This is a genomic window from Huijunlia imazamoxiresistens (assembly GCF_037132455.1).
Lineage (GTDB): Bacteria > Bacteroidota > Bacteroidia > Chitinophagales > Chitinophagaceae > Flavisolibacter > Flavisolibacter imazamoxiresistens.
In genome coordinates this window covers 68258-89945 of record NZ_JBBBEI010000014.1, presented here as the reverse complement: position 1 = coordinate 89945, position 21688 = coordinate 68258, and the positions used below count along the sequence as shown (strand labels likewise).

The 21688-nt window shown below is 58.2% G+C and carries 18 protein-coding genes; 8 read left to right on the top strand and 10 right to left on the bottom strand.

Annotated elements, in window-relative coordinates; all coding sequences use genetic code 11:
* The first annotated feature begins 14 nt into the window (after window positions 1-14).
* Together V9K67_RS17135 and V9K67_RS17130 are read left to right on the top strand one after the other, a co-directional pair.
* The gene (locus V9K67_RS17135) at window positions 15-200 is read left to right on the top strand and encodes a hypothetical protein (RefSeq protein WP_336724465.1); all 186 of its coding nucleotides are present in this window, start codon (window positions 15-17) and stop codon (window positions 198-200) included.
* A gap of 41 nt (window positions 201-241) precedes the next feature.
* Window positions 242-415, top strand: a complete 174-nt coding sequence (locus V9K67_RS17130; RefSeq protein ID WP_336724463.1) for a hypothetical protein — start codon at window positions 242-244, stop codon at window positions 413-415.
* A gap of 100 nt (window positions 416-515) precedes the next feature.
* Here V9K67_RS17130 and V9K67_RS17125 read toward each other — a convergent pair whose 3' ends face one another.
* Window positions 516-2399, bottom strand: a complete 1884-nt coding sequence (locus V9K67_RS17125) for a transketolase (RefSeq protein WP_414696780.1) — start codon at window positions 2397-2399, stop codon at window positions 516-518.
* 137 nt (window positions 2400-2536) lie between these two features.
* Between V9K67_RS17125 and V9K67_RS17120 the strand changes: the two genes are divergently transcribed.
* A complete protein-coding gene (locus V9K67_RS17120; protein ID WP_336724459.1) occupies window positions 2537-2800 on the top strand; it encodes a hypothetical protein in 264 nt (87 codons plus the stop codon).
* Here V9K67_RS17120 and V9K67_RS17115 read toward each other — a convergent pair whose 3' ends face one another.
* From V9K67_RS17115 to V9K67_RS17095, 5 genes are all read right to left on the bottom strand, one after another.
* Window positions 2801-3871, bottom strand: coding sequence for an LLM class flavin-dependent oxidoreductase (locus tag V9K67_RS17115; protein WP_336724457.1), 1071 nt, complete (start codon window positions 3869-3871; stop codon window positions 2801-2803).
* A 141-nt stretch (window positions 3872-4012) separates the two neighbouring features.
* A complete protein-coding gene (locus V9K67_RS17110; protein ID WP_336724455.1) occupies window positions 4013-6061 on the bottom strand; it encodes a hypothetical protein in 2049 nt (682 codons plus the stop codon).
* 294 nt (window positions 6062-6355) lie between these two features.
* Complete coding sequence (locus V9K67_RS17105; protein WP_336724453.1) at window positions 6356-7657, bottom strand: NAD(P)/FAD-dependent oxidoreductase; 1302 nt, start codon at window positions 7655-7657, stop codon at window positions 6356-6358.
* Between the two features lie 377 nt (window positions 7658-8034).
* Complete coding sequence (locus tag V9K67_RS17100; protein ID WP_336724452.1) at window positions 8035-11085, bottom strand: AsmA family protein; 3051 nt, start codon at window positions 11083-11085, stop codon at window positions 8035-8037.
* 116 nt (window positions 11086-11201) lie between these two features.
* Window positions 11202-12530 carry a DEAD/DEAH box helicase gene (locus V9K67_RS17095; protein ID WP_336724450.1) on the bottom strand — a complete coding sequence of 443 codons (1329 nt, stop codon included), beginning with the start codon at window positions 12528-12530 and terminating at the stop codon, window positions 11202-11204.
* Window positions 12531-12701: 171 nt separating this feature from the next.
* Here V9K67_RS17095 and V9K67_RS17090 point away from each other — a divergent pair, with 171 nt between their 5' ends.
* The gene (locus tag V9K67_RS17090) at window positions 12702-13457 is read left to right on the top strand and encodes a DUF3826 domain-containing protein (RefSeq protein WP_336724448.1); all 756 of its coding nucleotides are present in this window, start codon (window positions 12702-12704) and stop codon (window positions 13455-13457) included.
* 82 nt (window positions 13458-13539) lie between these two features.
* On the opposite strand, the gene V9K67_RS17085 is transcribed toward V9K67_RS17090, so the two are convergent.
* Window positions 13540-14307, bottom strand: a complete 768-nt coding sequence (locus tag V9K67_RS17085; RefSeq protein ID WP_336724447.1) for an acyl-CoA desaturase — start codon at window positions 14305-14307, stop codon at window positions 13540-13542.
* 238 nt (window positions 14308-14545) lie between these two features.
* On the opposite strand from V9K67_RS17085, the gene kefF reads away from it, so the two are divergent.
* The 4 genes from kefF to V9K67_RS17065 all read left to right on the top strand — a co-directional run bounded on the left by kefF (window position 14546) and on the right by V9K67_RS17065 (window position 18290).
* Window positions 14546-15172, top strand: coding sequence for a glutathione-regulated potassium-efflux system oxidoreductase KefF (gene kefF, locus V9K67_RS17080; RefSeq protein ID WP_336724445.1), 627 nt, complete (start codon window positions 14546-14548; stop codon window positions 15170-15172).
* A gap of 93 nt (window positions 15173-15265) precedes the next feature.
* Complete coding sequence (locus V9K67_RS17075) at window positions 15266-17143, top strand: monovalent cation:proton antiporter-2 (CPA2) family protein (RefSeq protein ID WP_336724443.1); 1878 nt, start codon at window positions 15266-15268, stop codon at window positions 17141-17143.
* A gap of 79 nt (window positions 17144-17222) precedes the next feature.
* Window positions 17223-17468 (top strand): hypothetical protein, encoded by a 246-nt coding sequence (locus V9K67_RS17070; RefSeq protein WP_336724441.1) that lies wholly within the window; start codon window positions 17223-17225, stop codon window positions 17466-17468.
* Window positions 17469-17486: 18 nt separating this feature from the next.
* Window positions 17487-18290 (top strand): ion transporter, encoded by an 804-nt coding sequence (locus V9K67_RS17065; RefSeq protein WP_336724438.1) that lies wholly within the window; start codon window positions 17487-17489, stop codon window positions 18288-18290.
* A 20-nt stretch (window positions 18291-18310) separates the two neighbouring features.
* Here V9K67_RS17065 and V9K67_RS17060 read toward each other — a convergent pair whose 3' ends face one another.
* From V9K67_RS17060 to V9K67_RS17050, 3 genes are all read right to left on the bottom strand, one after another.
* A complete protein-coding gene (locus V9K67_RS17060; protein ID WP_336724436.1) occupies window positions 18311-18952 on the bottom strand; it encodes a class I SAM-dependent methyltransferase in 642 nt (213 codons plus the stop codon).
* 123 nt (window positions 18953-19075) lie between these two features.
* Window positions 19076-20530: an ArnT family glycosyltransferase gene (locus V9K67_RS17055; RefSeq protein WP_336724434.1), complete on the bottom strand. Its 1455-nt coding sequence runs from the start codon at window positions 20528-20530 to the stop codon at window positions 19076-19078.
* Between the two features lie 137 nt (window positions 20531-20667).
* On the bottom strand, window positions 20668-21567 hold the full coding sequence (locus tag V9K67_RS17050; protein ID WP_336724432.1) for a DUF3078 domain-containing protein: 900 nt from the start codon (window positions 21565-21567) through the stop codon (window positions 20668-20670).
* Window positions 21568-21688: the final 121 nt, after the last annotated feature.

Genomic DNA, 21688 nt, shown 5'->3' with positions numbered 1-21688 from the left:
ATAAATCAATTGTTATGGCAGAAATCACCAGGAAAAACCAGGACCGTGGAGGCGGCAATCCCGGCAACCTTACCGGGCAGGGCAGCGGACAGCAAACCTCCGGCCAGCGCGGTGAAAAGCTGGTAAAGAAGGAAGACACACCCGGCTACGGCAGCAATGCCCCTAAAAAAGAAAAGGGCACGCATGGCGGTAACCGTTAGCCGGCAGGAGCCCGTGAATTTTTCATTTAAAAAAATTGGTTATGGCACAAAACAATCCCAGGAATCCCTCGAAAAAGCAGGTGAGCGATACGACGCAGCAAACCGAAAATAAAAACCGCAGGGGCGATACCGACCGCACCTCCAGCGAAGGCCGTAAAACCGCCTCGGGTGGCAGTAAGGATACCAACAACCGCGGTCACCAGAAGGGCGCCTGATAACACCCTCATTTGGAAAGAAACACCCTGGAACCTTTTGAGAAAAGCCCTGATGGGATCAGGACCCTTAAAACATTCCAGGGTGTTTTATTTCCGGTCCCTAACTCGTCAGCTCGTGAACCCGCGAACTGGTAAACTCCTTCACCTTCGCCACGATACGGGCGGCGCTGATACCGGCGGCTTCCAGCAACTGGTCCTTCGTTCCCGACTGCGAGATCTCCTTCACCGCCATTTTTACCACCTGGGCCCCTTCTCCCGCCAGGGCAGACGCCACGAAATCGCCCAGTCCCCCATGCTCGAAATGATCTTCTACCGTGATCAGCAGCTTTTTTTCCGTTTCCTGCAGGCAGCGCTTCAGGGTCTCCTCGTCCAGGGGATGGATGGAATAACAATCCACGACGCGGATGGCGATCTGCTCTTTTTCCAGTGCTTCGGCGGCCTTCAGGGCTTCAAATACCGTGATGCCCGAAGCGGCCACCGTCAGCAGGTCGCCGGCCGACTGCCGCAGCACCTTCGAGCCGCCGATCGGGAAGGTGTCTTCCGGCCCGTACAACAGGGGGGTCTTCGGGCGCAGGGTGCGCATATAGGTGATTCCCGTGTGGGCGGCCATCTGTCCTACCAGCTTCACGGTGGAGGCGGCATCGGCGGGCTGCAGCACCACGCTGCCGGGCAGGGCGCCGAACAGGGCGATGTCTTCCAGCCCCATTTGCGAGGGACCGTCTTCGCCGATGGAAACGCCCACGTGCGAGCCGATGAACTTGATGTTGGCTTCCGATACCCGGGCCATGCGGATTTGGTCGGCAGCCCGGGTAAGGAAGGCGGCGAAGGTGGCCACAAAGGGCACCTTGCCCAGCCTGGAGAGGCCGGCCGCCACCGAGACCATGTTCTGCTCGGCTATATAGCATTCCACAAAGCGGGCGGGGAAGTTATTCTTAAAGTTCTCGGTGAAGGTGGAGTTCTTTACATCGGCGTCGAGGGTATAAAGGTCTTTGTTCTTTTCTCCCAGCTGCACCAGCGCCTGCCCGAATACCTCGCGGGTGGCGTACTCTTTTCCTTTTTCAAAAGCGCCTTCCAGGTCGGTCTGGCAGCCCGGGCATTCGGCCAGCAGGCTGGCGGCCGGGGGCTTCAGGTGGAAGCGCAGGCTGTCGTCGACCGGGCCCAGCTCGGCCAGGGCTTTTTCCAGCTCTTCGCGGCTGAGGGCCTTGCCGTGCCAACCGCCTTTATTCTCGATAAAGGAAACGCCTTTGCCTTTAAAGGTTTTGGCCACGATAACGGTGGGCTTGCCATTGTCGTTCTTGGTGGCCCAGTCGAGCGCCTCGTCGATCGGGCGCAGGTCGTGGCCGTCGAGGGAGATCACTTCAAAGCCGAAGGCCGAGAAGCGGCGGACGTACTGGTCCACCTGGTGGCCGAACATGGTGTCGCTGCTCTGGGCCAGGCGGTTGATGTCGAGGAGGGCCACCAGGTTGTCGAGACCTTCATGGGCGGCGAAATTGGCGGCTTCCCATACCTGGCCTTCGGCCAGTTCGCCATCGCCGGTGAGCACGAAGGTTTTAAAGGGCAGTCCCTGGCGCTTGGCCACCAGGGCCAGGCCGGCGCCGACCGACAGGCCCTGGCCCAGGGAGCCGGTGGCGGCTTCGGCAAAGGGAAATTTGGGGGTAGGGTGGCCTTCGAAGCGGCTGCCGAACCGGCGGAGGGTTTTCAGTTCTTCCGGCGGGTAGGCGCCGGCCAGGCTGTACAGGGCGTACAGCAGGGGGGCGGCATGGCCTTTGGACAGCACCAGCCGGTCGTTGTACAGGTTCAGGGGATTGGAAAGGTCGCAGGTAAAATGCCGGTCAAACAGCACGGTTGCCAGGTCTGCTGCCGACAGGCAGGAGGTAGGGTGGCCCGAGCCGGCTTCGGTGGTGGAGAGGAGGCACCACTTCCGCAGCAGACGGGCTTTCTGCTCGAGATCCTTGAGTTGTTCCATGAGCTTGATTCTTTTCAGGTAAATGGTTAGGGGGGCCTTGTGCCTTGTTCCGGGTATGGCTGCTAAATTGATGCCACGGCCGTTCCCCATACCGGGCGGATTCGTTTTTTACCCGCGAACTGCGTATATTACTGATGAACAATAAACTATCGTTTATGGACCGAAAAAATCAAGCAGGCAGCCGGCTCGCCGGCGCCCATTCCGAAAAGGCCGCGGGCCGTCAGCAGCGTACGGGGGAAAGCGCCTTCCTGGGCCGTGATAAGGCCACCGGCCGCGAAACCCTGGGTGACGACTACTGGGAACGTATTGCCGAAGACCCCGCGTCGGGATATAAAAATGCGGACGAGGAAGTGGATGAGGAACAGGACCTGGATGCCGTCCGGAGTCAGCCGAAACGTCGTACCGGCAAAAGGGGGTAATCAGCCCCGGAGCTGGCTGCTTTGCGTCATCCCCGAAGACGCGTTCGTATACTTCCGCACCTCCGGCGCCACCTTCGTTCCCAGCAATTCGATCGCTTTTAAAACCTTATCGTGCGGCATGGCGCCCAGGCTCATTTGCGCCAGGAAGCGGGTATGGCCGAACAGGTCGTACTGGTGCAGGATCTTGTCCACTACCTGCTGCGGGCTGCCCACCAGCAGGGCCCCGTGCGGCCCCAGGGCGGCCTCGAACTGGCCCCGGCTGACCGGCGGCCAGCCGCGCTCCCTGCCCAGGCGGGTCATCACCTCGGCATACGAAGGAAAGAATTCATCCGCCGCCTGCTGCGAAGTTTCGGCCAGGTAGGTGTGGGAATTGATGCCGATTTGGAGGCGGGCAAGGTCGTGTCCCGCCCTTTCATAATGGTCGCGGTACAGGCGGGCATAAGGGGCGAAGCGGGCCGGCATGCCGCCGATGATGGCCAGGGCCACCGGCAGGCCGTACTGCGCCGCCCGCACCACCGATTCGGGGGTGCCGCCCACCGCCACCCAAAGCGGCAGTTGCGGCTGGAAGGGGCGGGGATAAACGCCCAGGTCGTTGATGACCCGGGTGAGTTTGCCTTTCCAGCTGATCCGCTCACTTTCGTTCAGGCGCACCAGCAGTTCCAGCTTTTCGGCAAACAGCTCGTCATAATCATTCAGGTTATAGCCGAAAAGCGGGAAGGATTCCACAAACGAGCCCCGCCCCGCCATGATCTCGGCCCGGCCGCCCGACAGCAGGTCCAGCGTGGCAAAGGACTGGAACACCCGCACCGGGTCGTCGGAGCTGAGCACGGAAACGGCGCTCGACAGGCGAATACGGGTGGTTCGCCCGGCGGCGGCGGCCAGCACCACGGCCGGGGCCGAAACGGCGTAGTCGGGCCGGTGGTGCTCGCCCACGGCAAACACGTCGAGGCCGGCCTGCTCGGCCAGCCCGGCTTCTTCCATCAGGTTGCGGAGGCGCTGGTAGGGCGAAAGGGTTTGTCCCGTTTCGGGGTCGGGGGCGATGTCTGCAAAGGTGTAGATGCCTATTTCCATGGTAAACAATCGTTAGGGGCCATAGCATATAGGTCATAAAAACCGGGCCTGTTCCCCGCCGGCCTCCGGAGGGTGACCACAAAAAGAACCCCGCCTCGGCGGGGTCTTCTTTTTTGCGGAAATCGTTGGGCCGGTTGGGTGTCAGGGCCGCCACAGGCGGATGCCAGGGGGTGCTTTCCGGTCCAGGAACGTATACTGCGGGCCAACGGTGGGCGGAGGCGAAGAGCAGGGCAGGCTGGTGCAGGAGCCCAGGCGGTCGCCGGGGTGAGCCGACAGGTGGGCAGCGGCTTCGGCCGGGGTAACGGAAACTGTCCGCTTCAGGCTGGTGCCCGGCTGCTGGTGGCAAAGATATACCCGCCCGCTGCCGGAGGCTGCATCGCGGATGTCCACCACGCAGATCTGGATGCGGCAGGTGGTGGCGCACCCAAAGGCATTGGCGACCCGGACCGTGAAGGTGTACACGCCCCCGCTGCGGGGGGTAAATACCGGTTGGGCGGCCGTAGCGCTGCTGAGGCCCGTTGCCGGCGTCCAGGAATAGGTAAACGGCGCTGCGCCCGACACCACAGGGCTTAGCGTGACGCTCTGGGGCCCGTAGCCCAGGTAGATATTCGTGGGCACGCCGCCGGTATAGGTGTTGTTGGCCGGCAGGACCCGGATGCCGGTGCAGGCCGGGGTGCTGCCGGTTACGGTCACCGTGGCATCGCAGCTGGCGGTCTTGCCGTCGTTGGCGGTCACGGTCAGCCGCACTTTATGGTTCCCCACCTGGCTGCAGGTAAAGCTGGCCGGCGTCACGCTCATCGAGCGGATGCCGCAGGTGGCGCTGCTGCCGCCATCCACATCGGCCGCCTTGAGGGTGGCCAAGCCCCGAACCAGGTTTAAGCGGACGTTTTTGCAGACCGCCCGCACGGTGCAGACACAGGCGGTACGGTAGTCGTTGTTGCGGCCCGGCGCCTGTCCTTCCGGGATCTGGCCCACGATGATGGGAGAGAGGTTGTAACCCCTCAGGGTAAAGAGGCCGGTCACCACGTAGTCGAAGCCCTCCAGCGCCCGGTTGAGGCCCAGGGTGGCCGGGTCGACGGTAAAGCAATACGAGGTACCGGAAGAGAGCGCAGGGCTGGACAGGGCGGCGCCCACCTGTTTCCCTCCCTGGTAGACCGCCAGCTTCAGCACCAGGGTGCCGCTGACCGTGCCGGCGCGGGGCAGGGCATAATTCAAGCAGATTTTTCCTTTGCCGCAGGCCGAGGTGGCGCCCCTGTCGAGGGTAAGGGAATAGCGGCAACCGATGGTACAGGCGGTGCAGAAGTTGTCGAGGTAGGTATAGCCGAAGTGGCCGCTCTGCCCGCAGTCTTTGTTGGTAAACACCAGGGTCACTTTCTTGCCGATATGGGCCGAGAGGTTCACCTGGGCCTGCGTCCAGTTCTTGTAGGCGATGGAGTCGCGGGGGATGGAAGCGAAGAAGGGGTCGTCCGCATCCGATACGGCCTTGTTCGAGCCGTTGCCCAGGTCGCATATGCCCTGCAGTTCCTGGCCGGTGGCGCAGTCAAAGGCCCGCACGCTGAAGGCGGGCTGGTCGGCCGGGGTGTGGCCGGGGTCCTGGAACACCAGGGCATACTGGAAGGCAAACACCGTCTGGGCGGCGGTAACGGTAAAGGTTTTGGCGATCATTTCCGTGCCCGCCCCGTTGGCCCGGTTGCCCAGCCGCAAGGAATACTTCCCGCCGCCCGGGGCCACCTGGGAAATGGCGGGCACTACCGGGTCCTTACCCGCTGTGACTAGGGTCTGGTGGGCAAAGGAAAAATCAATAGGTCCGGGGATAAAGCCTTCGGTCATAGCGGTCGGTTTGGGCTCGCCGGAAAACCAGGTGCCGAAGGCGCCCCGCCACCGGGTGGGTTCAATGGTGCCGCTTTCAAAGTCGCCGTTGGCACAGGCCACGTGGGTGGCTTTGCAATCCAAAATAGAGGCAGCGGCCGCCGCCGCCTGTTGCCGGTTCGCGGGCGGGGAGAGGTGCCGGTGGCGGCGGGCAAAGCTGTCGAAGGACAATTCCTGCGGACGGGCGGCCTGGTAGCGCTGCCGCAGCCACTCCCGGGCTTCCGGGGAGTGTTCCTGGCCGTGAGCCGGGGGAGCCGCAAGCTGAAAAAGCCAGAACAGGAAGAAGGAAAGAAAAGGAAAGGATAAAGTTTCACATTTCATGGTGCATGGTTTAATGAAAGAGAGGAACGGGCATAAGGGGACGGGACGATGCGGCCGGGAGCCTACTGGCCCCATCGTTCGTATACGCCTGCCGGCCTCCTCCACTGTCAGGAAGCTGCAGGCAGGCCTACAAATCTGGCGGATTCATACAACCTGGTTTAAAACATGCGTAAAAAGGAACCTGGTTTCAGCAGAGGAAATGGAAGCGGAAAGTAGATTCGGAGGTCGGACGGGATTACGAACATAACACTTATCCTGCACCCAATAAGCGGCCCCGGCCTTTGCGGCCCTGGTTCATTTGGCTGCCGGGTCCTCGGTCATCAGTTCGCGGCTGAAGGGCCGGATGATGAGGCGGGTGGAAACGTTGTTGGACACATATTTCCCGATCCAGGTCATAAATACAAACAGGCGGTTTTTGAAACCGGCCAGCGAGAACAGGTGCACCACAGACCAGATGAGCCAGGCAAAAAATCCCCCGAACTTTAATTTTCCCAGGTCGGCCACGGCCTTGTTCCGGCCGATGGTTGCCAGGGAACCTTTGTCTTTGTACACGAAGGGCGTTGCCGGCCGGCCGGCCATCAGGGCCATCAGGTTCGTGGCCAGGTGCTGCCCCTGCTGGATGGCCACCTGGGCCACGCCGGGATGCCCCTGGGGATAATCGGCAGAAATGGCGGCGGCCACGTCGCCAATGGCAAAAATGTTTTGAAAGCCTTTCACCCGGTTAATCTCGTCCGTATCAATGCGCCTGTTTTTCTGGAGCCGGTCCTCGGGCAACCCCTGGGGCACATCGCCCAGCACGCCGGCGGCCCAGAGTACGTTCCTCGTTTTCATTTCGGTGCCGTTGTTGATCTGCAGGCTGATGCCGTCGTATGAGCTGACCCGGACCCCGTTGTACAGGATGACGCCCATTTTTTCCAGGTACGCCTTTGCTTTTGCCGACGCTTCCTCCGACATCACCCCCAGTACCCTCGGTTTGCTTTCGATCAGGTATACACTCATGAGGTTTTTATCCAGGCCGGGGTAATCTTTTTCCAAAATATGGTTCCGGAACTCGGCCAGGGCGCCCGCCAGTTCCACCCCTGTCGGTCCGCCCCCCACGATCACGAACCGCATCCAGTCGTCCTTGATCTCCGGATCTTTTTCGGTCAGGGCTTTTTCCATGTTCTGCAGGATCATGCTGCGGAGGTTCAGGGCCTGCGGGACGGTTTTCATGTCCATGGCGAAGTGCTCCAGTTGCGGGCTGCCGAAAAAATTGGTGGTGGCGCCTGTTGCCAATACGAGGTAATCATAGGCGATCTCGCCGATGGTGGTATCTATGGTATTCTTTTCGGGGTTTACCCGCTGTACTTCCGCCACATGGAAAACGAAGTTTTTCTGCCCCTGGAACAGGCGCCGCAGCGGAAAGGCGATGGTGTCGGCGCCCAGGGTGCCGGTAGCCACCTGGTAGAGCAGGGGCTGGAAGGTGTGGTAATTGTGCCGGTCCAACAGTACAATATCCACCGGGGCATTCCTTAATTTTTTCGCCAGGTTGATTCCTGCAAACCCGCCGCCAACGATCACAATAACCGGTCTGGACTTTTGCCGTTCATTTCCCATTGCTTTGCTTTTATCGGTTTACCTGCCCTATGGTCCTGTAACCGGGGCCAACGTTACTGACAGTCCTATCAAACATCAGTCCTATCTGTTGTGCAGGGTAAGAACGGGCAAGGGAGCCCAAAAAAAGGTCGCAGACCCCCCCGAAAAATTTCAGGGGAAACCTGCGACAAAACAAAGGGTTGATGACAATATTATTTTAGCAATGTCCCAGCAACCAGTAGATCAGGATAAACACTACGATGGTTCCCAGACAGCCGCCGCCGAATTTATACGCGCCATAGCCTGCAATTAATGTTCTAAGCCAGTTTTGCATAACATGAATTTGCTACCAACCGTCAAAAAACTATGCCATAAAAACCGCAGGGGCGAACGCTGCGTTACTTCGCCGAATCGGTTGCCGGCTTTTTCTTCTTCAGCAGGCCGTTAAGGGCGCCCTTGATGGTTTCGGTAGCCTTTTGCTTCGTGGCTTCCACGGCGCCGCCGGTGGTGGAGGTGGTGGAATCCTTGGGGCCGAATACCCTTTTGGCCACCTCGTTCTTCAGGTCGTTGGTCACCTGGTTGCGAACGGCTACCAGGGAGTCCTTCACCCTGTTTTTGGCACTGTCCACCTTCTGCTGCACGAACACGGCCGCCTGGTCCTTCAGTTCTTTGCCCACGTCGCCTGCCGCCTGTTTCAGGTCGGCCTTGACCACCGGGTTGGTCAGCGTGCCGCCCATGCGCACATTGAAGTCGATCACGTCCGACACGGTCACCGGAATACCTTTCTGGTTGGCCTTGGCCGCCAGGCTGTTGACCAGGGCGTTGCCGCCTTCGCCCATATAGCGGCGGGGAACCTTCATGCCGATGATGTAGTCGATCGACTTGTCAAAACCGTGGGTGCCGCCGATCTGCATAGTGATATCCTTCACCTTCACGTCAAAGGGCTTCATCAGCACCTTGCCGTTGGCGAATTCAAACTGGCTTTTAATATCCTTGAGGCTGATGTTCTGCAGCTCTTGAACATTGAGGGTGGCGGCCAGTTTTTCCAGCGGGTAGAATTTGCTGAGCACTCCCTGCAGGATGAACAGGTTGCCGTTACCGGTCAGCGTGCCCAGGTCGGGCATCATGTCGCCGCCCAGGTTGCCAGTCAGGCTCAGCTGCGATGACAGCTTTCCGGCCAGGAACTGGCCCACCGGCATCAGTTTCTGCACCGTGTTATACGCCATAAAGGCTTTTTGCACGTTCACGTCCTTGATGTTGTAGCTGAGGGCGACCGCCGGTTTCTTTTTGTTGTCCTTCGTGCTGTACGAGCCGTTGAAGGTGATGACGCCGTCGAGTGCTTCGGTCTGCACGTCCTGCAGGTACACCGTTTCGTTCTTCAGCTGCAGGGTGCCCTTCACGTTGTTGTAGGTCACCTTGTCGTATTGCACTGCCCCGGCCCTGGCCTGGAGGGAGAGGTTCATGTTGCCGGGTACCAGGAAGGGGTCGGCGGGTGCGCTGCCGGTGGCCGTGGTGGTGGTGTCGGTGCCCATCCACTCGTTCAGGTTCACCTTGTCGGCTGCCAGGTTCATGCTGCCGGACAGGGCTTCGTTGTTCAGCGCATAGCCGATCAGGTTGTCCAGCACGCCGCTGGCCGTGAGGTTGGTGCCCTTGAAGCGGCCGGCAAAGGAGTTCAGCGTCACGTTTTTAGGGGTAAACTGCAGCAGGGCGTTTTGTACCGTTACGCCTTCGGGATACTCCTTCGACACGTATTTGGTTTGTTGCAGGCGCACGGAGCCGGCGGTGTTCAGGCTGCCGTAATCCTTTTTGTCGATGGCGGCCTTGCTGCCGCTGAAGGTCAGGTCGGCATCCAGCAGGCCGCTGAGGGCGGTGCCGGGCTCCAAGTCCACGAACTGCCTGACGTTGTCCAGCGTCAGCCGGCCTTTGGCCTTGCCGCTGAAGTCAATCGTGGAAACCGGGTTGCGCAGCAGCAGGGTAAAGTCCACGGGGTCCTTGCCCACCTGCACATGGCCCGAAGAAACGTTCACCACCGTGCCGTCGGCGGTACCGCCGGTATTTTGCAGGTCCACCTTAAAGGTGCCGTTTTGGATGGGTTGGGGAAAATCCTTCGAGGAGTAATACAGGTTGCGGATGTCCAGGAAACCGCCGGCCTGGAAGGGTCCTTTTTGCTGTTGCAGGGCCGAGAGGGCGCCCTTGACAAAGAGGTCGGCCCAGACCGAACCGGCCAGCTTGGTGTTGCCTTCCAGCTTGACGAACTTGCTCACTTCCGCCAGGTTCAGCTTTCCTTTCACCACGGCATCGATATAGCGGGTGGTTTCGGGATTTTTGAAAATAAAGCGGAAATCGAAGGGTTCGGCGCCCATCTCCAGGTGGCCTTTGGTTACGTCCACGATGGTGTGGTCGGTAACGCCGTCGGGGTTGGACACTACCGCCGCGATCTGGATATTTTTTACCGGCTGCGGCAGGTCGGGGTATTGGAAGAAGCCGTCCTTCACGTCCAGGGCCACGTTGTAGGCCGGGATCGCCTGCGGGCCGTAGGTGCCTTTTACAAAGCCCTTGAAGGCTGCCTTGCCGCTGGTTTTCAGCTTATCGAAATCATTTTTGTAAATGGCGGGCACCAGCGACAGGATGTCCTTGAAGTCGTTGGTGGGGGCATCGAAGCTGATGTCCATATTATAGGTGCTGTCATTCACCAGCTGCAGGAAGCCGTTGGCGCCCAGCTTCAGGTTATTGATGCCCAGGTCGGCCTTTTTGAAGGCATAGGTGGACGTTTTGTTGTTCACTTCGATATCGGCGTCGATGGTGGTGGCGGCACCGGCCAGGTAGGGGATGTTGGCATTGGTGAAGGTGACCCCGCCCGCCCTGGTGCTGGTAGAAAGCGTAAAGAGATCCTGCGTAAAAGCGCCTTTTCCCTCATGATCCAGTCCGCTGATCTCGGCCTTCATGCCGGCGCTTTCATCGTTGTAAAAAATGTAGCCGTCGGAGATGGCGTATTTCTCGAGGTCCAGGGCGAAAGCCGAAGCCGTATCGCTGCCGGCGGTGGGGGTGGTATCGGCCTTGGCAATGTCCCAGTTGGCCTTGCCGTCCTTGTTCACCAGGGCATGGATCCGGGGCGACTCCAGGAAGACCCCGTGGATCTTCATGTTGTTGCCCGAGATCAGGCTGGTCAGGCCCACCGTGGCATCCAGGGTTTTGGCGCTTACCAGCGTATCGCCGCGGAATTCACCCACACCTACCACCGACAGGTCTTCCAGTCCCAGGCTTACCTTGGGGAAGTGGCGGAAGAGCGACAAGCTGAGGTCGCTGAAATCTACGCGGGCCTCCACGTTCTTATTGATCTCGGTCTTCACCACCTGGAGGATCTTATCTTTAAAAAGCAGGGGAAGGGCAAATGCCAGCAGCAGCAATACTGCCACGATTATGCCCAGGATTTTTGCAACTTTTTTCATGATAAAGTTTGTATAGGTAAGATAGGTTCCTTTACAGAAGTTTACAAGTTTACGAGTCCCTTACAGGCGCCAGCAACTCGTAAACTCGTAAACATGTAAACTCGTAAACTCCTGACTTATTTGGCTATTTCAATCTTCACTTTCTTGTTCTTAATCTTCTGGTCACGGATAAGCGTAAGCGCATGGCTGGCTTTGGACCGGCGAACGGCTACAAAGGAAAAAAAGTCCTTGACGTCGATGAGGCCGATATCGTCTTTTTTCAGTTGTCCTTTGTTGGACAGGAAGCCCACGATGTCCACCTTGTTCACCTTGTCTTTTTTACCGGCCGCAATGAACAGCGTGGTCCATTTGGGCTTTTCGGGCAGTTCCACCGTTTCGGGCAGGGTGATGGTGTCCACTTCTTCCTGGATGTAAGGGGGCAGGCTTTCTTCCGGGCCCAGGATCAGGATGGCGGTGCCGCTGGCTTCCATGCGGGCCGTGCGGCCGTTGCGGTGCAGGAACGACGCCTCGGTATGCGGCAGGTGGAAGTGGATGATATAGCGGATGTGGGGGATGTCCAGGCCGCGGGCAGCCAGGTCGGTGGTCACCAGCACGTTGGCCGTGCCGTTGCGGAACTTCGACAGGGCGCTGTCGCGCTGCTGCTGTTCCATGGCGCCGTGGTAGAATTCGTTGCGGATTCCTTTTTCGGTCAGCAGGGTGCTGGTGCGTTCCACCGACTCGCGGTGGTTGCAGAAAACGATCAGCGGGCGGTTGCCCAGGTGGCAGATGAGGCGGAACAGGGTTTCCACCTTGTCCTTTTCATCAGATAATACCTGTTTCAATTCCAGGGCAGGCTTGACGTCGCCTTCGGCGGGCAGGAAGTCCAGGCGCACCGGGTCGGTAAGGCCCAGGAAGTCGGGGATCTCCACCGCTTCGGTGGCGGAGGTGAGGATACGTTTTTTTACGGAAGGCAGGGCCCGGACGATCTGTTCCATTTCTTCCAGAAAGCCCAGTTCGAGCGATTTGTCGAATTCGTCCAGCACCAGGGTTTCGATGGTGTCCACGGAAATGTTTTGGCGGCGGATGTGGTCGGCCAGGCGGCCCGGCGTACCCACGACGAGGGCAGGGGCTTCCACCAGGTTATTTTCCTCGATCTCGCGTTTGTGGCCGCCGTAGCAGCAGGTAATTTTCAGGCCGGTGCCCATGGAGCGGAACACTTGTTCGATCTGCAGGGCCAGCTCGCGGGAGGGAACGATGATCAGGGCGCCGGTCTTTTTGCCGCGGGGGGGCAGTCCCTGCAGCAGGGGCAGCAGGAAGGCCAGGGTCTTGCCCGTGCCTGTGGCCGACAGCAGGACCGTGTCCCGCCCGCTTTCGGCGGCCTGCAGGGAGGCCTGCTGCATGTCGTTGAGGGCGTCGATGTTTAATTTTTCCAGTATCGTTTCCAGCGATGGTAAGTTGTGTTGCATAAAATAGACGGGCCGGCATTTATTGGTCTTGCACCATTTTTTTTGCGCCGAACCGGCAAATATAAAGCCGGAAGGAGGCTTCTCTTCTCCTGAATTGCCAAAATCCTCCTAAAACAAGGTGAAAGCAGGCGCTACCTCCGTATTTTTAAAGCCAAAACCCAACTACCTACAATGAAGAAAACAAGTCTTGCCTGTGCGCTCCTGGCGGGAGCCTTAACGTTCAGCGTTTCCCTCCACGCCCAGGCCCCAAGCGGTCCCCCGGCCGAAAAAGCCCCCGCTGTAATGAGCGCCGAAGCCCGCGCCAAATCGGACGCCGACGCGGAAAAGAAAGCAGGCGAATGGGTCACTTCCCTGCAACTGAAGGATGCCGCCAAGGAACAGCGCCTGCAGGGGCTGATCGCCACCCACCTGAAAACCGTCCGCGACTGGCACAACGAGCACCCCTACACCACCGTGCCTGCCGGCATCAACCCGGCTACCGGCAACCCGCTCAGCAACCTGGACCGCCAGGTGATCGCCAATTCGGCCATGCCCAAGTCGGTACACGAAAACCTGATGGCCGGCCTGCGCAAGGACCTCAGCGAAGAGCAGGTGGAAGCCATCCTGGACAAATACACCATCGGCAAGGTGGCCTTTACCCTGAACGGCTACCGCTCTATCGTCACCGACCTGACGCCCCAGGAAGAAGCCGTTATTCTGAAAAACCTGAAGCAGGCCCGCGAGCAGGCCATCGACTTCAAGAACATGGAGCAGATCTCGGCCATCTTCGAAATTTACAAAACGAAGAACGAGCAATACATCAACACCACCGGCCGCAGCTGGAAGCAGCTTTTTAAAGCCTATACCGATGCCGCCAAGGCCAAGAAAAAGGCCGCCGCCGAGGGAACGATCGTAAGCCCCGGAGCTCACCCCCAAAAAGTAAAATAAAGTGGCGCTCTCCCATAATTGATCCCTAAAACAGAAAAGCCTTTTCCAACCGGAAAAGGCTTTTCTGTTTTTACTGGGTGCTTTAGACCAGTTCAGGTTCTTTTACTTCAACTGTTTGTTTGGTATTCACCATTTTGATCACCTTCAGCTTGTGCAGCATCTTGATGATGGGGTAGCAAAGGTCGAATTCGCCCTTCTTCGCCGCGAAGTTGCTGCGGGAAGGATGCACGTGGTGGTTGTTGTGATAACCCTCGCCGAACATCAGGATGTCGAGCTTGAACAGGTTCTTGGAGGTATTGTCGGTCTCGAAGTTCACTTCGCCGTACTTATGGGCATACCAGTTGATGATCACGCCGTGCAGGGGACCCATGACGCCGTGGATGGGGATCAGCAGCAGGAACCAGAGCGAAGGGGCGAAGGTTACATAAAACCATACGTACAGGGCGACCCAGAAGACGCGGGACACCCAGCCGTTGGCGAATTTGTCGAATCCCTTCCAGTCGGGAACGTTTTTGGTGAACCGCGCATCCACGGGATAGGTGCCGTGGAAGATGCCGGAATAAACGTCCTTGGTACGGATCATCATGGCCATGATATTCTTGTCGTAAGCCGGGGAGTGCGGGTCATCCGGGGTGTCGGTATAGGCGTGGTGCACACGGTGCATAACGCCGTAAGCCCGGGGGCTCAGGTAGGAGGAACCCTGGGTGATCCAGGTAACCACGAAGAAGAAACGCTCCCAGAAGCGGCTCATGGTAAAGGCGCCGTGTGCGGAATAACGGTGCAGGAAAAACGTTTGCGAAAACAGCGACAGGTACCAGTGCAGCACGAAAAAGATAAGAATTGCTACCACGAGAATTTAAATTTATTTAACAATTAAAAAATAAGCCAGGTTATTATGGGGCCTTCCGGGAGGGAAAAAAGGGGAGGAGCTGTTGCCGGCATCCTGTGTTCCACCATTTCCTGCCGCCTTTGCAGGTCCGCATCTTGATAATTTGGAATGCGAAAGTAGGCCAAAAGTTCCAGAGTTTGGACGTACGCCCCGCCGGCACCTTTTGTTCCGCATTGAAATGCATAGTACTTTGCGGGCCATGGCCAGCATTCTGATTCTTTTTGCCCACCCCGTTTTGGAAAAGTCACGGGTGCACAAAACCCTGTTAAAACAACTTAAGGGGGTGCCGGGCATCACCCTCAACGACCTCTACGAGCATTATCCCGATTTCGATATCGACGTTCCCCGCGAACAGGAGCTGCTGCTGCGGCACGACATCATCGTGTGGCAGCACCCCCTTTACTGGTACAGCTCGCCGGCCCTGCTGAAGCAGTGGCAGGACCTGGTACTGGAACACGGCTGGGCGTATGGCAGCAAGGGCCGGCAGCTTGAGGGGAAAAAGCTCTTCAGTGTGCTTTCTTCCGGCGGCAGCATGGAAGCCTACGGGCCCGGCGGCACCAACCGCTACAGCCTCCAGGACCTGCTGCACCCCTTCGAACAAACGGCCCGCCTGTGCCGCATGACCTACTGGCCGCCCTTCTGGGTAGCCTCCACCCACAAAATGGAACAGCCCCAGATCGACGCCAGCGCCCATCAATACCTCCAGGTGCTGACCGCCCTCCGCGACGGCCTGGTGCAGGAGGAGGAGCTCCTGCATATGAACTGCCTGAACCAGCTGTTCCCTATCGAGAAGAACCGGGCTGGCCTCGGGGTGCAGGGCCATTGATCAATAAATATTCGTCCTTCGGCATTGGCCAGGAGGCAATTGTCAGCGGGCGGTTACTGCCTGCATATTACCGTCATTCGTTCAAAAGTTTTTATGGACCAACATTCTTTTCAATTTCAGGCGATGGTGTTTTTGGGCGCCGCCGTCCTTTTTGTGCCGGTAGCCAAGAAGCTCGGGCTGGGATCCGTCCTGGGCTACCTGCTGGCCGGCACCATCATCGGCCCTTATGTGCTGGGGTTTGTAGGCGAGGAAGGCCAGGACATCATGCATTTCGCCGAATTCGGCGTGGTGATGATGCTGTTCCTGATCGGCCTGGAGCTGGAGCCCCGCCTGCTGTGGCGCCTACGCAAGTCCATTGCCGGCCTGGGCGCCCTGCAGGTGGCGGTCAGTACGGCCGTTATCGGGGGCGCCGCCTACTTTTGGGGCTTCCCCTGGCAGCAGGCCCTGGTGCTGGGCATGGTGCTCTCCCTTTCCTCCACCGCCATTGTGATGCAAACCTTGTCCGAGAAAGGACTGATGAAAACAGAAGCGGGCCAGAGTGCTTTTTCGGTGCTGCTGTTCCAGGACATCGCCGTCATTCCCATGCTGGCCGTCTTTCCCCTGCTGGCTACCGCCCCTGCCGCCACCGCCGGTGCTGGCGGCCATGACGGGGCCGACTGGGTCAGCGGGCAGCCGGCCTGGCTGCAAACGGTGATCGTACTCTGCTCGGTGGCCGGGATCATCCTGGCCGGGCGCCTCCTGATGAAGCCCCTGCTGCGCATGGTAGCCAATACCGGCATCCGGGAAATGTTCACTGCATTTGCCCTGCTGATCGTGGTGGCCATTGCCGTGCTCATGACCAAGGTGGGATTAAGCCCCGCCCTGGGTACCTTCCTGGCCGGCGTGGTGCTGGCCAACAGTGAATACCGCCACGAGCTCGAAAGCGATATCGAACCCTTTAAAGGGCTGCTGCTCGGCCTGTTTTTCGTGGCCGTCGGCGCTTCCATCGACTTCCACCTCATCGCCGCCCAGCCCCTGAAAGTATTTGGATGGGTGCTGCTGCTGGTGGCCATAAAAAGCGGCGTGTTGCTGCTGCTGGGAAAGCTGTTCCGTATCGGCCCCACGCAAAATTTTATTTTTTCCTTTTCCCTCAGCCAGGTGGGCGAATTTGCCTTCGTGCTGTTTTCCTTTTCCCTGCAAAAGGGCATCCTGCCGCAGGAAACCGTCAGCCTGATGATCGCGGTGGTGGCCACCAGCATGGCCCTGACGCCCCTGGTGACCACGCTGAATGAAAAGCTGATCGTGCCCCGCCTGAGCACCACCAGACCCGCAGAACGGGAAGCCGACTCCATCCACGAAAAGAACCCCGTGATCATTGCCGGCTTCGGCTCCTTCGGCAACACGGTGGGCCGCTTCCTGCGGGCCAACCAGGTGAAGGCTACTTTTCTGGATATCAATTCCGATACGGTGAACGTGCTGCGGCGCATGGGCTTCAAGGTATTCTACGGCGATGCCTCCCGCTACGACCTGCTGAAAGCCGCCGGGGCCGACGAGGCCCGCATCATCATCATCGCCGTGGATTCGGCGGAAAAGCGCCTGGAGATGATCGAAACGGTGAAAAAGCATTTTCCCCACCTGCACATCCTGGTGCGGGCCGCCAACCGCTACGATGCCTACGACCAGATGAATGCCGGCATGCTGCACGTCTTCCGCGAAACGGTGGATACAAGCCTGCGCATGGGCGTGGAAGCCATGACCTTGCTGGGCTGGCGCAAGTACACCGCCAAACGCCTGGCCCGCACCTTCCTGAAGCACGACGAGAACAGCCTGAAAAAGCTGGCCGCCATCCGCAACCAGGACGAATACATCCTGGAAGCCCGCAAATACATCGAGGAAATCGAGCTGATCATCCAGTCGGACCGCGAAGACCGCTTTCTCCAGCCGAACTCGGCCTGGGAGACGGATACGCTTCGGGAGGAGGCGCGTCAATAAAGAGTTTACGGGTTTACAAGTTTACGAGTTCCTTACGGGCGCAAGCAACTCGTAAACCCGTAAACTATTAAATTGCAGTATGAACGAAACAGTGGAAATACCGGTTACGTATAAAGGTGAGGAATTGGTTTTTGAGGCCCGGCTGGTGCCGACCGGCTATACCGTCCAGATAGAAGTGGATGTTTATGGCGATAAGGTGCGGTTCGAGGCCGATGAGGAGCAGAACTACCGGGCCATCCTGGACCCTGAGCAGATCGGGCACAAGAAAATCGATGTGGAGCTGCTCCGGGCCATTGCGGCCATTATTGAGGAAGCGGTGCGCTAACGAAAGCCTGCTGATGTTATGGAAAAGCACCTAAAAGAAAGGTTGTGCCGGATCGTTTTCGGCACCGATACCCGCGGCGGCAAGCTGTTCGACATCGTGCTGCTGTGGATCATTGTGCTGAGTGTCATTGTCGTGATCCTGGAGAGTATGCCGGGCCTGAACCGGCAGTATCAGCAACTGTTTTATATAGTCGAACTTATCTTTACCGGCCTGTTCACGGTCGAGTACCTGCTGCGGGTGCTGGTGTCGCCCCGGCCTTTTAAATATATTTTCAGTTACCTGGGCATCATCGACCTGCTAAGCGTGTTGCCCTTTTACCTTGGGTTGATCGTTCCGGGTTACCACTACTTTATGGTATTGCGGTTGCTGCGGATGTTGCGGGTCTTCCGCATCCTGCGGCTGTTTCGGTTCGTACGCGAGTCGGAATACCTGTTCCAGGCCCTGAAGGCGAGCATGTACAAAGTCATTGTGTTTATCCTCTTTGTCGTTACCCTGGTGATCCTGCTCGGGACCATTATGTATGTAGTGGAGGGGCCTTCCCACGGTTTTACCAGCATCCCCAACAGTATTTACTGGACGATAGTCACCATCACCACGGTGGGTTATGGCGATATTACCCCTGAAACAGGCCTGGGAAAATGGATTGCCTCCCTGATCATGCTCTGCGGCTATGCCATCATTGCGGTGCCCACCGGCATCGTCACGGTGGAGATGGTGCGCCACCGGCCCGGGGGCAAGGTCTGCAACGAATGCCGCCACGACAACCCTTCCGATGCCCGTTATTGCAATTTCTGCGGGCATAAGCTGGAGCAAGAAGTCTAAAGCCTACAGTTCAAAGGGCATCAGGCTTTCTTTTGCAACACATACATACTTGTAGCCGTTACGACCGTTTCCTGCCGGATGATGAACTCTTCCTGGTGCATGCAAAGCGGCAGCAGGCGCTCGATAAAAGGCTTGGCCATCAGCCGCTGCGGCGTGGAAAGGATAATGGTCGTGCCCCTTTGCCAGAAGGAAATCAGCAGGTGGTACAGCCCTTCGAATTCCGAAGGATCGTAATTGATATCGCTGAGCAGCAATACATCGGCGGACAGGTGGGCGGGCAGGTGGTGCCAGTCCAGGACGGCGCACCGAACGTTTGTGAATCCATTCAGCAATACCGACCGTTCCTGTACGGCTACCGCTTCGGGCTGGTAGTCGCTGCAGATGACTGTTGCGGCATAATGAGCCGCCACCAGGGAGGGTAGTCCCAGGCCGGCGGCCAGTTCGAGCACGCTGCGGCCGGTAAGGTAATGGGGATGCTGCCCGATAAAGCGGGCCATGGCCAGGGCTGCCGGCCAGATCTGGGTCCAGTAAGGAAAGGCTGCCAGCGCGTTCGCTTCCTTTTGCTTTCGGTACCGTTCCATGACGGTTTGCGGATCGGGAACGTACAGCTGCACCTGCTTCTGGTCCCACTCGTAATCGATAATCTGGAGCTCCGTATTCACGGTTTATTGAAATTAAAATTTTTGCAAAAGTAGGGAACCCGTAAGCACAAGGTGAAAACAACAGCAAAAACAACGGCCACCGAACTCGTAAACTTGTAAACCCGTAAACCCCTAAACGCTTTTTCAGTGGACAACGGGCAGTTGGTTTTTCCATCCCATCAGCCGGTACACGTAGAAGTTATGGGCGGGAGCGTTGCGACGCAGGATGGAAATGACCTTCACCAGGGAAATGTGGCGGTAATAGCCGGAATAGCGGCGGGCAACATCGTAGGTCTCGTCGGAGGGGACGATGCAATACGCCCTGCTGAGATTTACCTTCGGTTGGCGGCGGGCATTCAGCCACAGGTAGTGGTGCAGGTTGTTGATGGACCCCAGTCCGATGGCGCCGGTGCCCAGGGGCCGGCCGAAATAGTATTCGATATGGGCGCCCCACCATTTGTAGCAGACCAGCGGGGCGCCGGCGGGCATCAGGCCCCTGGCCACCTCGCTGCGGTAAAATTCGCCAAAGCGTTCCCCGGCCTGCCGCCAGCCGTAAACATCCAGCGACAGGTCGCCCTCCCCCAGGGTTTGCGGTTTTTTGCTGCCCCAGGTGCCCGGGAACAGGTGGACCACCAGGGCCCAGCCGGTCAATACAAAGAAAAAGGTGCCGAGGCTCCAGCGGTGCAGCCGGGGCCACCCTTGTTTTTGGGTGGACTCGGCCAGGTGGATGGCCGCCAGCGGCAGCAGGGCCACATATCCCGGACCGCTCCAGTAGATCATCGTATCGCGGTACAGTGAAAGGTACAGCAATATGATCGGCAGGGGCAGGCCGATGAGGGCGAAGAGGAGCAGGTTTTCCCGCAGTTCCAGCCGGCGCCGGCGCCAGTACACCAGCGCCGCCACGATCAGCGCCACGTTAAACGGATTGTTGAAGGCAATCTGGCCGGCCACCTCCCCTAGGAAGCGACCCAGGTCGATGGGGAACTGGCTGGTGATGACCCGTTCACTGTGAAACCGGTAGGTAATGAATTCGTACCGGATGTTCCACAATAAGATAGGGCTGGCGATCAGGACAGTCAGCAGCAGGGCCGCATACAGCCTGGGATTGGTCAGCCAGTTGCGTTTCTTCAGCAGGAGGAAGGCGCCCAGGCCCACCCAGATAAATACGCCATGGACCTTGCTCATGATGCACAGGCCGGCTGCTGTTCCCAGCAGCAGCCAGTTCGTCCAGGGGCGGTCGTCGGTGCAGATGCGGGCCAGCATCCACAGGGAAAAGGTCCAGAAGACCATCTGGGGCGAATCGGGCATGATAAACAGGCCGGCGGTGATGCCGGCATAAAAGGAGGCGTGGTAAAGGCAGGCGGCCAGCCACCCGGCTTTGGGGGAGTGCAGCTCGCTGACGGCTTTGTACAGGAACCAGGAGGATGCCGCACCTCCCAGCACGCTGCCCAGGCGGACCAGTCCTTCATAGTCCTGCCCGTGCAAATTGAAGGTAAACAGCCGCACCCACAGCGCCACCAGGGGCGGGTGGTCGAAATAGTTCCACTGCAGCCACTGGCTGTAAAGCCAGTAATACGCCTCGTCATTGCCCAGTTCCATAGTAAAGGCGATGAGACCCCGCAGAAGGGAAGAAAGGAAGATCACGAAGAAAACCTTCCTGGAATATTGATGACTACCGGTATTGTTCATTCCTATCCGGGCAAAGATGCGGGTTTTTAACTAATTAACCCGGATCCTTACCGAAGGCTGTACCCCATGAACTTGTAGGCGAAACCAATCCCTAAAACTTCTTTAAACTGGGTTCGGGGCCCGGAACGGTCCACGGTTATGCCATCACTTTTATAGGTAGTGACCTTTGTGTTGTCGTCATAGAGCAGTTGGGTGGACAAGCTGGCCGATATGTATTTACTGACTTTCAACACGAGCAGCATTTGCCAATTGACATCGACGTTTTCGGGGCGGTCCAGGAAATTGCTGAAAAGGTCCAGGGAAGTCGCCAGGTTCAGGTCTTCGCTAAGATTTTTAATGAGGGCGGCCTTTACATACCCACCCGCCTCAAGGCGCATGCGTTCTCCGGGGTCCACCCCGAACGCTCCCGCCTGCGAGAGCCGCTTGTCCGTAACAAAAATGAAACGGGTGGTTACGGGCGATAAAAACAGGGAAAAATCCGCGCCAGGACGGTAATCGAAGCCGGGAGCGATGGTCAGGTAGGCAGGGGCAAAAAACCTCGAAATGACCACCGAATCATTCGGGTAGGCATAGCCGGCTGTAAACTGGCTGCGGAAATTGACCAGGGCGGAAATATTCCAGCGGCGACTCACTTCCCATCCATAACGGGAGGTCAGGTCTATCTTGTCATCGCTTTTGATAAAGCGGTTGGCCTTGCCTTGCATGATGAGGCCATACCCCAGGCTGAAGTTGTTGTCCCAGGCCTTTTTCCCTCTTTTATACTGCGAAAAGTAGTTTACAATCGCATTCCCGGACACTGCGTTCTGCCCGCCGGCCGCCCAATTGGTCAGGGATGCCTGGCTGAAGTTCAGCGCCACTAAACCGCCTCTGCGTGCTACCGTATCGTTTTGCCCGTTGCCCCTTAAAACCGACAGGAAGAGCAGCGACAGGAAGATGCATCGTTTCATATGATTCTGTTTTTGTTCCATTACCTGCTTGCAGGGTTACGAAGAATCCGGTGCTTTCAGTCACGGGAAAAAGAGTGCGGAACAGGTTTTCGCGGGAAACATGCTTTCTGTCGGGAAGGAG